Source organism: Trinickia soli, from assembly GCF_002879855.1.
In the GTDB taxonomy this organism is placed as follows: Bacteria; Pseudomonadota; Gammaproteobacteria; order Burkholderiales; family Burkholderiaceae; genus Trinickia; species Trinickia soli.
On record NZ_PNYB01000011.1, the window covers coordinates 198,572 to 212,987 of the forward strand.

Here is a 14,416-nt window from a genome sequence, read left to right on the forward strand (position 1 = left end):
TAGACATCCCCCAACGAACCGTATTTCAGAGATGGCATCGTACTTGCTTATCAGTGCATGTCATGTCTTGTTATGATGAGTTGGCGCATGAGGCATGTTGAACCTTGGCACGTATCGTCGAGGCCGACAGGACCGAGAGACCCCAGAGACCCGAGAGAACGGAGAGAACATTGGACGCTTCGCCCGCCTTGATCGCCATCGCGACGGCCGCTTATGTTTCGACCAACGTCGATGGATATGCACTGCTGCTCGGCTTTTTCAGCAACGAGCGTTATCGCGCGATGGAGATCGTCGCGGGGCAATTCATCAGCGTTGTCACGCAGGTGGCGTTATCGATCGCGGTCATGCGGTCGGGATGGGTGACGCAGTCGCCGCTCGTCGGCTTGGCCGGCGTCGTGCCGTTGTTCGCCGGGTTGAAACGAATCGCACAATTGCGACGGCGCGATGAACCGCAAAACGAAAGCGGAACAGATCGGTGGACTTCGGCCCGTGGCACCGGCGGGCGAGTTGCGACGGTGGCCGTCGTCGCGACTTCGGGTGCGATAGACAACGTGATGGTCTATTCGAGCGTCATGGTGGGTCGCGCAACGTCCGACGTTCTGTTGATTGCAGGGACGTTCGGGTTGCTGACGTCGCTGCTTTGCCTTTGCGCATTCTGGACGGCAGGCTCCCGTTCGTCGATCCCGGCGTTGCAGTTCGCGGCGAGGCGCATTGCGCCCTACACGACGGCGGCTATCGGCGTGTCCTTGTTCATTCGCTTCGATACTTTCCCGTGGCTCTATTCGCTCGCATGACGCCGGGAAAGCATGCACCACGCCGAAACCATTTCTGCACCGAGAACTGTATCCGCGTGCCGTCGTGAGGCGCGAGACAGGGTGAAGGGCAGGCGAATCGGCCGGTTATTGGCGAGTATCCGTTGGCATGGCCCTTGCATAGTTTGGATCAACTTGTAATGACGAGTTATGTCCTCAGCGATGCACGTAGCCGATGTGATTTCAAGCGAGGCGTCTTCCGAATCGCACGCGGACTCGAGGGGACGACTACGTACCGCTCGAATACGAAAAACCGCATCACCGTGGGCACGCCTTGCGACTTGGAGGTCGTGTCGAAAGGCAGACGGTCGATGTCGACAGTTGAAGTTTCTGGCTGGACCACACGCGGGCGCCTGGTTGGCGTCCCGGTTATCACTGTCTGACATGGACGGAGCAGGGAGCCGATTCATGTCACTCACCCTTAGGGTTACATCATGCGAATCAGAGCTTTGGTAGGCCGGGCGTTGAGCAGTGCTTCACTCGTCGCAATGGGGACGATGCTGGTGTTTGGAAACGACGCGCGTGCGGAAACGATCGACATTGGGATCGGCATCCAAGACACCACGACCAATACCGTCACGGGCGGCATCATCATCAAGCAGCTCCATCTGCTGGATAAATACCTGCCGCATACGGGAAAGTATAAGGACGTGAGCTACAACGTGACGTGGCAAAACGCGACGTCCGGGCCGCCGATCACCAATGGCATGATCGCTGGCAAATTGCAGATCGGCATGATGGGTGACTATCCGCTGCTCGTGAACGGGGCAACCGGACACGCCACGAACAACGACACCGAACTCGTCGCGGTGATCGCCTATAACGCGCACGGCGGCGGCAACGGCGTGGTCGTGCCGAAGGATTCGCCGTACTACGATTTGGCCGATTTGAAGGGCAAGCGCGTATCGGTGCCGTTCGGCTCCGCCGCGCATGGCATGCTGCTTGCCGCCATGCAGAGCCGGCATCTGCCGAGTGACTATTTCGCGCTCGTGAACCAGTCGCCTGAAGTGGGCAGCACCAGCATCCAGGAAAACCGCATCGACGCCCATGCGGACTTCGTGCCGTTCGCCGAGCTCCTGCCCTATCGCGGCTTTGCCCGCAAGATTTTCGACGGTGCGCAAACGGGACAGCCGACGTTTCATGGTGTGGTCATTCGCAAGGACTTCGGCCAGAAATATCCCGAGATCGTCACGGCCTACATCAGAGCTTTGATGGAAGCCGACGATTGGGTCCGCCACGATCCGGAACAGGCCGCGGAAAAGATTCAATCGTGGACCAAGGTGGACAAGCAGGTAGCGTACATCTTCCTCGGACCGGGCGGCATCGACACGCTTGATCCGACCATCAAGCCACGTTGGATCGCCGCGCTGAAGACGGACTATGCGGTGCTCAAGAAGCTCGACATGGTGAAAGATCTCGACATCGACAAATGGGTCGATGATTCCTTCGTGCGAGAGGCCTTCAAGCAATCCGGCCGCGATTATGACGCTCAGCTCGCCGACTTCTCCAACTATCAGGTCCAGGGCAACGACACCCTGTGCAACGTGCCGATCAGCGATCCACTGCAGGCGGGGCAGATCTGGGCTCAAGGCGGCAAGGTCGTTTCATTCAGCTCGACTGCATGCACGCTCGAAGGCGTGAACGCGTATCGCGCCCAAGGCAGGAAGATCGAAGCGGTTTACCTGATGGACAAGACGCTGGGCGTGAAAGTCTTTGCGGATGCCGCGTTCTACACGCTCGGTGCTGCAAATGGGAAAAAACCGGACGTCCAGTCGTTCCTGCTCAAGCGTGATGCGGAAGCGAGCGCCAAGAATTCCGGCGAGAAAGTCGTGAGCTATGCGCAGGCGTTGAGCGCGGTCGGCAACGGAGGGAAATGACATGGAAAGCTCTCTCGACCTGAAAATCAAGAAGGGCGCATCGCCGTTGCCCGAGCACCCGCAACAAGCAGGTGTGCCACGCAAGAGCGCCCGCATGAAGGCGTCTGCGCTAAGCCGCCTGCAAACGGCCGCGGTGAGGCTTGCATTTGCGGCTGTGTCGATCGGCGTGCCGTTCGCGCTCTGGTATCTCGGCACGCGCTACCGGGTACGGTTCTATATCCGCTTTCAGGACGTGCCGACTCCGCTCGATGTGTTTCATACCGCATTGCATGTCGCCGGGTCGAACACGTTTTCGACGAACATCGTCCACAGCTTGCGGCGCATCTTCCTGGGCTTTTTCATCGCACTCGGTTCAGGCGTCGGATTGGGCCTGCTGATCGGTCGTTATCGCGTCGTGAAGCAACTCCTCATGCCGGCGATCGAAGTGCTGCGGCCCATCCCGGCGATCGCCTGGGTGCCGTTGTCGATCATGCTGTGGCCGACAACGGAATCGTCCATCGTGTTCATCACCTTCATCGGCGCGTTCTACCCGATTCTGCTCAATACGGTGGACGGCGTTGAATCGCTCGACGGCGTGCTGCTGCGCGCGGGCCGCTGTCTCGGCGCGAGCGAAGCGCAACTGTTCTGGCACGTGATCTTGCCGGGCGTCCTGCCCAACATCTTCACGGGGCTCGCGGTAGGCATGGGGGTGGCGTGGGTCTCGCTCATCGCGGCCGAAATGATCGCGGGGCAGTACGGCGTCGGCTACTACACGTGGGAAGCCTATTCGCTCGTCAACTATCCCGCGATCGTTCTCGGCATGATCACGATCGGCGCGCTTGGGCTCCTATCCAGCGGTGCGATTCGAATGGTCGGGCAGTTGTCGATGCCATGGCTCGCGTACGTCAAGGGAGCGCGCAAATGAGCAACGCAAACAGAGGCCGCATCGAGTGCCGCAACGTTGGCGTCGTGTTCGGCTCGGGGGCCGCGCAGACCGAAGCGGTGAAGGACGTATCGCTCACGGTCGAGCCGCATGAATTCGTTTCGCTGATCGGTCCGTCGGGCTGCGGCAAGTCCTCTTTACTGAGCATTACGGCGGGCTTTGCGAAACCGACTCGCGGGACGGTCACGCTCGACGGCGTGCTCATCAAAAAGCCCGGTGCAGAACGCGGCGTGGTGTTTCAGCAGTATTCGCTGTTCCCCTGGCTGCGCGTGCGCGAGAACGTCGAGTTCGGCCTGAAGATGGCGGGGGTCTCGCGGGCCAAACGCGAAGGCACCGCGCGCACCCTGCTGGGCCTCGCGGGGCTGCTCGTTTTTGAGAACCACTATCCGGATCAGTTATCGGGCGGCATGAAGCAGCGCATCGGCATCGTGCGCGCCCTCGCGGCAAACCCACGCGTTTTGCTGATGGATGAGCCCTTCGGCGCGCTCGACACGCAAACGCGCACCGTCATGCAGGAGATTCTGACGAACATGTGGCAGCGCTTCAGGTTGTCCGTGCTGTTCATCACGCACGACATCGAGGAAGCCGTGTTCCTGTCGGACCGCATCTACGTGATGACGGCGCGGCCCGGGCGCATCAAGGCTGAAATACGCGTGCCGCTGCCGCGTCCGCGTACGGCAGCGATGCTGGATACCCCCGAGTTCGTCCAACTGGTCCATCAATTGAAAGGCCTGATTCGCGAGGAATCGCTTGCCGCGATGGGATCCGAACTCGAATCGGGCGGCGTCGAGGGTTTCAGTATGGAGATGGGCCCGAACGGCGTCGAAGAGATGCTCTGAGCCTGTTCAAGCAAGCAGTTCGAGCGACACCACACAACGCCATGTGCGTCCCTAACCGAGGGCGGGGGATAACGTTCTCGATCCGATGGAGTTTTGCAATGAGCAAGAAACCGAACATCCTGTTCTTCCACGTCGACAATTTGGGCATGGGAGAACTCGGCTGCTACGGCGGCGGAAAACTGCGCGGCGCGGATACGAAGCGCATCGATGCGTTCTGCAAGGAGGGCACCAAGCTCACTCACTACGTGGTCGAGCCGCAGTGCACGCCCACGCGCTCCGCCTTGATGACGGGCCGCTATCCGATCCGTTCGGGCAATCACACGATCGCGCTCGGGGGCAACGGCGGCGGTCTCGTGACATGGGAGGTCACCATCGCCGAATTGCTGGCGCAGGGCGGCTACAAGTCCTCTTGCCTCGGCAAATGGCACATCGGCGCGGAAGACGGTCGCTTCCCGACCGACCACGGTTTCGACGAATGGTACGGCCCGCTGCGCACCTATGACGAGTGCATGTGGCTGGAGGATCCTCACTACGTGCCCGCGCGCGATGGCTATTCGCATATGCACGAGGGGTTCAAGGGCAAGGGCACCAAGCCGCTGCTCGACGAACAGCTCACGATGGAGACCAAGAAGACCTGCGATCTTGAGTACCAAAAACGCGGGATCGACTTCATGCAGCGTTGCGTGAAAAGCGACGAACCGTTCTTCCTCTACTTCAATCACTCGCTGATGCACTTTCCGATGTCGCCGCGCGACGAGTTCGTCGGCAAGAGCACCAACGGTGAATGGGGCGATTGCCTGCTGATGCTCGATCACGATTTCGGCGTGTTGCTCGACGAACTCGACCGTCTGGGCGTGGCGGACGACACCATCGTCATCCTTTGCGGCGATAACGGGGCGGAAGACCATCTGGCGGGGCGCGGCACGGGCGGCTTCTTCGACGGTTCGTACTTCAGCTCGGCGGAAGGCGGCATCCGCACGCCGCTGCTCGCGCGCTGGCCGGGCCGCATCCCCGCTGGTATCGAGAGCAACGAGATGGTTCACGTCACCGATCTTTTCACGACGCTGCTCAAATTTGCGGGAAGCGACACGCCGAAGGATCGGCTCATCGACGGCAAGGATCAGACCGCGTTTTTCCTCGGTGAACAGGCGAACTCGAACCGCGAGTCGTGCATGGTGTGGCTCAAGGACGAACTGCACGCGGTGAAGTGGAAAGACTTCAAGATCAACTTCAAGCGCCAGCAGCATTTTCACGACCCCGAACTGCCGCTCGGCTTTGCGCGCATCACGCATCTGCAGGAGGATCCGAAGGAACGTGAGGCGGTCAATCAGCGTTACGTGCGGTGGTGGGTGATGCAGCACGCGCATCGCGTCGTGCGGGAGTTCGAGGACAGCGTGAAGCAGGAGGAACTGATCCCGCCGGGCTCCGCGCTGGAGTTCGTGCCGAAGTCGGTCTTCAACGCGTAACGACATGGGCGCGCCGATGATGGACTACCAACCCGAGAAGCCCGCATGCTGCTGCGCAAAAGGGGCGGCTGCCATGAACACCGCCCGCACCGAAGGCATGGTGCGGATCACAGGCGGCGATTTCACGATGGGCTCCGATGCTTTTTATCGCGAGGAACGTCCGGCGCGGCGCGCCACTGCGCCGGATTTTTGGATCGACCCGCACCCGGTGACCAACCGGCAATTCGCCGCTTTCGTCGATGCGACCGGCTATATCACTCTCGCGGAGCGGCAACCCGACCCGGCGCTATATCCCGATGCCGATCCGACGCTCCTGTGCCCCGGCTCGCTCGTGTTCACGCAGCCTCGCTCGCAGGTGGGATTGCGCGATTATCGGCAGTGGTGGGCTTATGTGCCCGGCGCGAGCTGGCGGCGCCCGCAAGGGCCCGGGAGCGACCTGGCCGGTCTCGCGGATCATCCGGTTGTGCATGTGTCTTTCGAGGATGCGAGCGCCTACGCGGCATGGGCGGGGAAGTCTTTGCCGAACGAGATCGAATGGGAATACGCGGCCCGCGGCGGTCTCGATGGCGCGGTGTATCCCTGGGGCGATGAATTTGCGCCCGGCGGCCTGCAGATGGCGAACACGTGGCAGGGTGAATTTCCGTGGCATAACTCGGCGCTCGATGGTTTCGAGCGCACCTCGCCGGTGAAGTCGTTCCCGCCAAACGGGTACGGACTCTACGACGTCGCGGGCAACGTGTGGGAGTGGACCGGTACCCGGTACGGCCACCCGCCCGGCGTCGCGGATGTGAAGTCGTGCTGCATTCCGTCGACGGGCTCCGACACGCCGGATGTGCGCAACGTGGTGAAGGGCGGATCGCATCTGTGCGCGCCCGGGTATTGCCTGCGCTATCGGCCCGCGGCGCGCCAGGGCCAGACGCTCGATACGTCGACCAGCCATATCGGCTTTCGATGCATCGTGCGAACCTGATCCGCATGCGGGGGCGTCATGCACGATGACGCGTGCCGCGTCTTATGTCTCAAACAAACCGAGTACCTTTATGACACATCCTGTGAGCCGGATCGATAGGCCGCGCGTCACCTCGCGCATTGCATTACCCGCGTCACGCGCCGAACTGCAGCGCGAAATTCTTGCGGGCGTCGTGACGAGCCTCGCGCTGATTCCCGAAGTCATCTCCTTCTCGTTTATTTCGGGGGTCGAGCCGCATGCGGCGCTATTTGCGTCCGTGGTATTGCTTGTGGTCACATCGCTGTTCGGGGGGCGACCGGCGATGGTCACCGCGGCGGCGGGTTCTGTTGCGCTCGTCGTCGGGCCGATGGTGCACGCACATGGCGCGGGCTACATTTTTCCCGCGGTGCTGCTTGGCGGGGTGATTCAGGTGGCGTTCGGATTGCTGGGCTTCTCGCGCCTCGTGCGCTTCATCCCGCGCTCGGTGATGCTCGGCTTCGTCAACGCGCTGGGCATTCTGATCTTTTGCGCGCAACTGCAGCATGTGATCGACAAACCGCTCGAGGTGTATGCGCTCTTTGCGCTCGCGCTCGCCATCGTGCTGGCCGGCCCGCGTTTCTTGCGCTCGGTGCCTTCTCCGCTGATCGCTATCGTGGTCGCGACCGGCCTTGCCGTCGCGCTGCAATGGAGTGTGCCGACAGTCGGCGGCGCGCATCCCGGCGAAGCGGATTTGCCGGGACTCACGGCATGGACCGTGCCGTTCGATTTGAGTACGCTGAAGATCGTATGGCAGACGGCGATCAGCATCGCGTTCGTGGGTTTGCTGGAGACGTTGCTCACGGCCAAGCTCGTCGATGAAATGACGCAGACGCGCTCCGACAAGGCGCGCGAATCATGGGCGCTCGGGCTCGGAAATCTTTGCGCGGGTGCGTTCGGCGGAATCGGCGGTTGCGCCATGATCGGCCAGACGGTGGTGAACGTCGGTATCGGCGGGGGGCGCACGCGTGTATCCACGCTCGCCGCTGCAGCGACGCTGCTTCTGCTCATGACGGGGCTGAGCCCGGTGATGGCGCGCATTCCGACGGCCGCCCTCGCCGCGGTGATGATGGTCGTCGCGGTGAAGACCGTGGATTGGCACAGCTTGCGCCCGGCTACGTTGAAGCGCATGCCGCTGATGGAAACGTCGGTGATGCTGGTTTCCGTGGCATTGACGGTTTATACCGGCAATCTTGCGCTCGGTGTCGTAGGCGGTGTGCTGCTGGCGATGGTGTTGTTCGCGCGCCGCGTTGCGCACGTGATCGGCACCACGCGGGACGTGTCCGCCGACGGACAGAGTGTGCGTTACGAGGTGCATGGGCCGCTATTCTTCGGCAGCAGCAACGACCTGGTGGACCGCTTCGAGTATGCGGCCGATCCGCGCACGGTGGTCATCGATTTCTCGAAGGCGCAGATCTGGGATGCATCGACGGTCGCCGCGCTCGATTCCATCGAGATGAAGTATCGACAGCATGACATTGCAGTGGCGTTTACTGGTCTCGATGAGCGAAGTCGCGCGTTTCATGCGCGACTCAGTGGAAATCTCAATGTGAACCGCTGACCGTCGGTGTCGATGAGCCGATGGCCTTGCGCATCGTGACCGACCGTGACAGGGTGCTGAATGCTGTCGCGCTCGGGTCGAGAGGGATGTGATAGTCAACAGTAGCCGGGAGCGGTGAGCCATCCACAAGAAGCACCGAGGCGTTCGAGCAAAGGATGCCAAAACGCTCGACGTTCAAAGGAATCGAGGGAGACTTCGGTATCGATCGCGACCGTCAGCGCGGCCTCGGCGCTGGTGAGCGGATCGAGCTCGGCGAGCTGTCGTCTCAGGACCCTTTCGTCCGCGTCCGACGGCTCCCCGATGTGCATCGCTCGTCTGTTCAAGCGTTCGACGAGCACGGTTACATCGGCGCGAAAATCTGCGATGAAAACGGCAATAGAGCGGGAAGTGGCAAGCTCGATGAAGGAAGCACGATGCACTCGTTTCAGAAAGCTCGCATCGACGACAACAGGATAGCCGGCCGAGAGCAGCGCATCCGAGATCGCGCGGAGTCGAGCGTAGTTCGCATCGATCGCTTCCCGTGTGTATGCGCAAGAACGCGCGGCGTGCGCCTTCGGGAGCGTGAGCGTCCCCCTGATGCGTTTGCGCTCCACATCGCTGCAGATGCGAATCGCGCCGATGTGCTGAGTCAGCGCTTCGCTCGCCACGGACTTGCCTGACCCTGAAAACCCATGGCAAAGGATCAGGAACGTCGTCGGTGGCGTGATGAGATGGTCGACAAGGCGCCGATATCGTCCGTAGGCGGACATATCACCGATATCGTGTGCTCTGCCCTGCTTCTTCAAGGCTGTCACCAGCATTCGAACCAGAGCCCTGTAGACGACGTATAGCCGCAGCGCCGCCAGCCCCGGGAAGTCTCCGGTTGATGCCAACCATTTGTTCAGAAAGCGTATCGCCAAATCGCCCCGTTCTCGAGCCAGCAGGTCCATCACGACGAAGGCGATGTCTGCCGTGACATCGATCCAGCGCAACGCATCGCTGAACTCGATGCAGTCGTAGATCACGATGTCGCCGTTTCGACTCACCATGTTGTCGAGGTGCAGGTCGCCGTGACATTCGCGCACGAATCCGTCGTCCCTGCGGCTGTCGATATGCTCGCCGAGGCGGGCGATTTCGTTACGGCACCAGTCGGCCGCGCCATGAGGAACGGTGAACGGCGTATTCCGCTCGAGCGACGCGAGCACTTCTTCCAATTGCTCGCGAACCAGCTTGGCGGAACCGAGTGAGGCGCTCGGTGCGTGACACGAGGCGGCGGCGTGAAACAATGCAAGGCGAGCCGCGACACGGTCGACATGGGCAGCTCGCAGCGCGCCACGCGCAACCAGCGCGGATAACGTATCGCGTTCATCGAAGCGGCGCATCTTGAGCGCGTGGTCGAACGGCGCGCCCACGGCGCCAATCCTGAACGTACGCCCGATGCGGACGATGGGCACGACGCCGAGATAGAGCGAAGCTGCAAGACGGCGGTTGAGCCGCAGTGCGTCCCGGCAACTGCGGTATCGCGCTTCTCGCGTCGTGAAGTCGACGAAGCTCAGGTTCACGGGCTTGCAGATCTTGTAGGCGTACCGTCCCACGAGATAAAGGACGGAGATGTGCGTCTCGATGCGAACGACGCGGCCCGCGGGATGGGGATACGTTGAAGCGCGCCGCAATGCCAGATCCATGCGGCGCCATTCGGTGCGCGTCGCTTTGTCGCCGGGCGCGTTCACGGGACGCCCTCGTGGGCGGCGCCGGGTGACGTTGCGATCAGAACGAAGCTTCATCGGTGAGCATATTGCTGCGCATTGGTTGTGCGAATCCTTGCCGCCGATCGCGCGCAATCCATCGCTTTGGCAGCTTAGCCGCTGACGCGTCTAATCCTTTGATCCCCATCAATTACGGTATGGATGATGCTGCCTGCTGCAAAGCCATTCGTTCATGGGCCGGAGCGAGCGGAGAGCTTCGCCATCGGATTCGCCCTAACCATCTCGATCCGGGCTTTAAGCTTGCGCCGCGAGGAACGATCGTGCAGCACTTGCCTGGGCTGACGTGCGCAACGTTTCCAGTGCATGTTGCTCGATGCGGCGCACGTGTTCGCCCGAGACGCCCGTTTGCCTGGCGATTTCGTCATAGATATGCGCGTTCGCTGGCACGCGCAAGCAGGTCAGAGGTCTGGACAAATTGCGTAAAATGCGTAAAATACGTATTATTCTGACCGGAGGTCCTCGTGACTACTGTAACCGCCACCGATCTCGCCCGCCGCACGAACCAAGTGCTCGACGCCTTGGCGCGCGGGGAATCGGTCACCATCACCCGCAATAACACCGTGCTTGGCACGATTAGCCCGCCCGAGCGGGCTGTCACACTTCGCGATGCCTTCGAGCGCATCCCAAAGATGCCGCCCGACGTTGCCGATCGGTACATGGCTGATATCCGAAATGCCGATTTCGACGACGATGTGCGTGATCCATGGCAGAAGTAATCGTCGATACATGTGTCTGGATCGATCTCAGTAAAGGCGCTCTCGACGCTGAAGCAATCTACAACGTCGCTGGGTCCCAATTGGTTCATGTCTCCGCGATCTCGCTTGGCGAATTGGAATTCGGCGCGCAACTTCCAAGCGACGTTCGCGAGCGAGCACAGCGCACTGCATTTTTGCGCGCTATCGAACGGATGTCGGTGCTCGCAGTGACGCGAGAGACCGCTCGTTCATTCGGGCTGCTCGCGACCATGATGAAGGCGGCGGGCCGTAGCCCGCGTCCGCGTTATAACGATCTCTGGATCGCCGCTCAGGCTCATGAACATCACCTGCCGCTTCTCACTAGCAACCCAGATGATTTCCGCGCGCTAGAGGTGATCGAAATAATCGAAGCCCCGAAGAGGGCTCATTGAACACAAGTGTCGCTGAATACCGATGTCGCGAGTGCGTTTTAGGTGTCCCAAAGCAAAAAACCGCAAGAGCACGCTTCATCGCAAACATCATTCGACAAATGATCTGGATTCATTTTTAGGGTGCCCAGGAGAGGACTCGAACCTCCGCGGAGTTACCCGTTAGTGACGTAACTAAATGAAATCAATGAGTCAAGTCGATTTTTGCTCCGCAATCCATGCAGGATTGGGGCTCGGAAAGCCTTGTTGGGCCTAAAGCGGTTGAAATTTGCGGAGCAAGAATCCGAAGCACGTCCAGCAGTGAGAGACACGCTCGCCACGTATGCCTATCCAATTCTCGGCAAGATCGATGTGCGCCACGTCGACACTCGGATGGGACGTAGCGATGCGGTTATCGTGCTCCGAGCCAACGCAACTGCGGATCGGCCGCGTGGTCATTATCCGATTGTCAACCCCTGCGATCCTAGCAGTGGTTCTCCGCGATAGACGTCAGCGCCTCTGTGCGACTTGACGATTAGCTCGATGCAATCCTGGTCGGCATAACGCAGGAAATATCGCTCCATCAATTGCGCGAACGTATGCAGCGCGTGGCCGGCGAACGCTGTTTCGTCGATCGTCAGCGTGATCTGAAGGCCCGGCACAAGAATTGGCATCGGAACGGGGTCGACGTCCATCATCCGCCGGATGCGCATGCAGCGCAGTCTCGTGATGCCAGCGATGTAGCGTGTGGTCTCCGGCGAGGCCAGCTTGCCGATTTGCAAGAGCAACGACTGCAATTCGGCCAGGCTCGATGCGGCTAGGGCAACGATGTTCGGAGAAAACGCCGAGACGAGTCGCCATAGCGATTGATCGTCCCGCGGCGGTACGCGGCTGGCTGACGGGGCGATGAGCATCGAAATGGCCCCCTCGAGATTGTGTGCCTCGCTGTGCAGATCACCGCCGATTGCCCCGATGGCGAGCTTTCCCTCAAGGTCGCCATTCGTGCATGTGAGTTCGATGGCAAGCTTGGTTGCGTTCGGTGCGACCGGTCGCTCATCGATGTCGAGCAGTGAAATGGCAGCATTGCATCCGGGCATTTCTCGGGCGACCCGCCTGTCTTGCTCGCGCACCCAGAATACGCCGACGGATGACCAGTGCTGGAGTGAGTGGTGCGGCGGTATTTGGGCGCCTGGCTTGCTCCCTTCCTCGCCGTGCATCATGCGCACGGAATCGATAGAACGGATGACGGCCGGGGCAGTCTCGCTATCCGGTGGAGCAACCGGGTAGGTCGTCACATCGGCTTTGACGTCGACGGGTTTTGCATCGGCCTTGAATAGATTGACGACAGGCGTGCAGAAAAGCCGTAGATGGTCCGCATTCAGTTGGCGAAGCGCTTGAACCGCAGATGCGTTCGCCGCATGGCCCGCGACGGGCAGATGCAGGGTGAACCGGTTGCACAGGCCGGCGGCGCGTTGCAGTGCTGCGAAGTCGATATCGATGAATCGAAATTTGTGTGGGAATGCCGCGTATTCGATCAGCAGCCGCATCGCGGGCTGCGGGTCGCACTGCAGCGGACCGATCAGGGCTTGCTCGCGATCGAAGCCGACCGCGCAGGCGGGCGGGCGCTCCAGCGCTTGCCAGCGGCGGCTTTCATCCGTTTCGACAAAGGCCGTGGGCGGGTGCAGCAGGATGGCATCGACGAGGGCCGCTGCGAGTAGTCGGTCCGCACATAGATAGACGCGAAGCGTGCGCGGCAGAAGCTCGCTCTCGGGTGTGAGGTCGCGCCCGGGCGACGCAAATTCGATGGAGAGGATTCCGGCGGTATCGTCGGGCAACTGACCGGCGCTGAGTGTTGGCGCGGCGGTCGGCGGCGAGCATTGCGCCCGGGTGATCGCCAGCGGCGCGAGTGTCAGATCCCAAGCGGTCGTGAATCGGCACGGCGACGGGCGATGCTCCAGTTCCGTGCCTTGAGGCATGGTGACAGTCTGCGTGAGCCCATCGAACAACCCTTGAACGTTGACGCAGGCAATCGAGCATGATGGAACTGCTTGCAGATAAGCGGGGAATACCGTCTCGATGAACGGCACGGTGAAATCAGAATAGCGGTCGTCGATGCGCTGCGCTGCGTTGGCGTTGAGCCAGGCAGCCTGTTGAAGCATATGTTCGACATGGGGATCGTCCGTCTGTCCGCCGGACATCGATAGTCGCGTCGCTGCAGTCGGATTCGCACGCTCGAACCGAAGCATCTCCTGGCGCAGTTGCGTGAGCTCACGTTCGAAGTACGGCCGCAGCGATTCGAGATCATCCATGAGGTGGGAAGGTTGATACCGGAAGTCCGGTCGGCAATGAAAGTGATGTCCGCGTGCGCTGTCAAAGCGGTAGTGAACTCGCGGAACGGGCGGTCTGAAATATAAACGGAGTTTGATCGAGTGACAACGGGATTTAACTAATCGTTATTCGGTCTTAACGGGATATTCGAAAAGTATCGATTTCGGTCAGTGCATGATTTGAAATTAATTACGAGATGAAAATTTTCCCATAGAATCGCCGACCATGAACGGTGACCGCTTTCCCGAACAATCAATGGATCAGCGCATGTTTCTGTTCAAAGCGATTGGCGTCCTGTCTGATGACCGAGGACCGGCTCGTTGGCGCGCGGCATGCTGCGGGGGGCGGCCCACTGCCCGGCCGGGTCATCTGGATCGATGCCGGTGGACGTCTATTCGCAGCCGGGCGGATCTCGTAAATACAGCAAAGCGACGGGGTGCCGGTTCATATGCAATAAGAATTATCCAAATTGAGTTTTTTGCATTTGGCCCGTATTCGAGATGACTTTCGAGGTGCGGGACTGTGATGCTGACGTAAGCCTCGGTATCGTGCGGGGCGTGTCCTATTTGATGTTTGATAGTGTGATATGCAAATGTTCGATCCATCGACCTTCTCGCGGCTTCAGAATCGACGACTGATTGGTGCGGACACGCCGATGACCGGCCGTTCGGAACTGGTGCCGCTTGATTTTCACTGCACCGAGGGGTTGTCGGTGGTTTTCGAGATTGACGTGCGCTTTGCATCGCAGGACTTCAATATCGAACTGAAGCAGATGCTTG

Annotated in this window: 13 protein-coding genes; 10 read left to right on the forward strand and 3 right to left on the reverse strand. The window is 60.5% G+C overall.

The window, feature by feature from the left end:
* Window positions 1-170 precede the first annotated feature (170 nt).
* The 7 genes from C0Z19_RS15000 to C0Z19_RS15030 all read left to right on the forward strand — a co-directional run bounded on the left by C0Z19_RS15000 (window position 171) and on the right by C0Z19_RS15030 (window position 8,462).
* On the forward strand, window positions 171-794 hold the full coding sequence (locus tag C0Z19_RS15000) for a cadmium resistance transporter (protein ID WP_158242993.1): 624 nt from the start codon (window positions 171-173) through the stop codon (window positions 792-794).
* Between the two features lie 452 nt (window positions 795-1,246).
* Window positions 1,247-2,689 carry an ABC transporter substrate-binding protein gene (locus C0Z19_RS15005; RefSeq protein ID WP_102610614.1) on the forward strand — a complete coding sequence of 481 codons (1,443 nt, stop codon included), beginning with the start codon at window positions 1,247-1,249 and terminating at the stop codon, window positions 2,687-2,689.
* A 1-nt stretch (window position 2,690) separates the two neighbouring features.
* Window positions 2,691-3,593: an ABC transporter permease gene (locus C0Z19_RS15010; protein WP_102610615.1), complete on the forward strand. Its 903-nt coding sequence runs from the start codon at window positions 2,691-2,693 to the stop codon at window positions 3,591-3,593.
* Window positions 3,590-4,450: an ABC transporter ATP-binding protein gene (locus tag C0Z19_RS15015; protein ID WP_102610645.1), complete on the forward strand. Its 861-nt coding sequence runs from the start codon at window positions 3,590-3,592 to the stop codon at window positions 4,448-4,450. The genes C0Z19_RS15010 and C0Z19_RS15015 overlap by 4 nt, the downstream gene beginning before the upstream one ends.
* A gap of 98 nt (window positions 4,451-4,548) precedes the next feature.
* Window positions 4,549-5,916, forward strand: coding sequence for an arylsulfatase (locus tag C0Z19_RS15020; RefSeq protein WP_102610616.1), 1,368 nt, complete (start codon window positions 4,549-4,551; stop codon window positions 5,914-5,916).
* Between the two features lie 73 nt (window positions 5,917-5,989).
* Window positions 5,990-6,886: a formylglycine-generating enzyme family protein gene (locus C0Z19_RS15025; protein ID WP_102610646.1), complete on the forward strand. Its 897-nt coding sequence runs from the start codon at window positions 5,990-5,992 to the stop codon at window positions 6,884-6,886.
* Window positions 6,887-6,956: 70 nt separating this feature from the next.
* Window positions 6,957-8,462 (forward strand): SulP family inorganic anion transporter, encoded by a 1,506-nt coding sequence (locus C0Z19_RS15030; RefSeq protein ID WP_102610617.1) that lies wholly within the window; start codon window positions 6,957-6,959, stop codon window positions 8,460-8,462.
* 95 nt (window positions 8,463-8,557) lie between these two features.
* On the opposite strand, the gene C0Z19_RS15035 is transcribed toward C0Z19_RS15030, so the two are convergent.
* Window positions 8,558-10,171, reverse strand: a complete 1,614-nt coding sequence (locus C0Z19_RS15035; RefSeq protein WP_158242994.1) for a bifunctional aminoglycoside phosphotransferase/ATP-binding protein — start codon at window positions 10,169-10,171, stop codon at window positions 8,558-8,560.
* Window positions 10,172-10,441: 270 nt separating this feature from the next.
* Entirely contained in the window at window positions 10,442-10,621 is a 180-nt protein-coding gene (locus tag C0Z19_RS28005; RefSeq protein WP_233196150.1) for a sigma factor-like helix-turn-helix DNA-binding protein, read from the reverse strand.
* A gap of 47 nt (window positions 10,622-10,668) precedes the next feature.
* Here C0Z19_RS28005 and C0Z19_RS15040 point away from each other — a divergent pair, with 47 nt between their 5' ends.
* Complete coding sequence (locus tag C0Z19_RS15040; RefSeq protein ID WP_146012074.1) at window positions 10,669-10,923, forward strand: type II toxin-antitoxin system Phd/YefM family antitoxin; 255 nt, start codon at window positions 10,669-10,671, stop codon at window positions 10,921-10,923.
* Complete coding sequence (locus C0Z19_RS15045) at window positions 10,911-11,333, forward strand: type II toxin-antitoxin system VapC family toxin (RefSeq protein ID WP_102610620.1); 423 nt, start codon at window positions 10,911-10,913, stop codon at window positions 11,331-11,333. The genes C0Z19_RS15040 and C0Z19_RS15045 overlap by 13 nt, the downstream gene beginning before the upstream one ends.
* 434 nt (window positions 11,334-11,767) lie before the next feature.
* On the opposite strand, the gene tssF is transcribed toward C0Z19_RS15045, so the two are convergent.
* Complete coding sequence (tssF, locus tag C0Z19_RS15055) at window positions 11,768-13,618, reverse strand: type VI secretion system baseplate subunit TssF (RefSeq protein WP_102610622.1); 1,851 nt, start codon at window positions 13,616-13,618, stop codon at window positions 11,768-11,770.
* A 605-nt stretch (window positions 13,619-14,223) separates the two neighbouring features.
* Between tssF and C0Z19_RS15060 the strand changes: the two genes are divergently transcribed.
* Window positions 14,224-14,416 (forward strand): hypothetical protein (locus C0Z19_RS15060; RefSeq protein ID WP_146012075.1); only part of this gene is annotated, 193 nt, incomplete at its 3' end.

Bases quoted from the DNA above. Each gene is read 5' to 3' on its own strand.
- C0Z19_RS15015 (WP_102610645.1), top strand. From the start codon at position 3,590: ATGAGCAACGCAAACAGAGGCCGCATCGAGTGCCGCAACGTTGGCGTC.
- C0Z19_RS15045 (WP_102610620.1), top strand. From the start codon at position 10,911: ATGGCAGAAGTAATCGTCGATACATGTGTCTGGATCGATCTCAGTAAA.
- tssF (WP_102610622.1), bottom strand. From the start codon at position 13,618: ATGGATGATCTCGAATCGCTGCGGCCGTACTTCGAACGTGAGCTCACG.
- C0Z19_RS15025 (WP_102610646.1), top strand. From the start codon at position 5,990: ATGAACACCGCCCGCACCGAAGGCATGGTGCGGATCACAGGCGGCGAT.
- C0Z19_RS15005 (WP_102610614.1), top strand. From the start codon at position 1,247: ATGCGAATCAGAGCTTTGGTAGGCCGGGCGTTGAGCAGTGCTTCACTC.
- C0Z19_RS15010 (WP_102610615.1), top strand. From the start codon at position 2,691: ATGGAAAGCTCTCTCGACCTGAAAATCAAGAAGGGCGCATCGCCGTTG.
- C0Z19_RS15020 (WP_102610616.1), top strand. From the start codon at position 4,549: ATGAGCAAGAAACCGAACATCCTGTTCTTCCACGTCGACAATTTGGGC.
- C0Z19_RS15030 (WP_102610617.1), top strand. From the start codon at position 6,957: ATGACACATCCTGTGAGCCGGATCGATAGGCCGCGCGTCACCTCGCGC.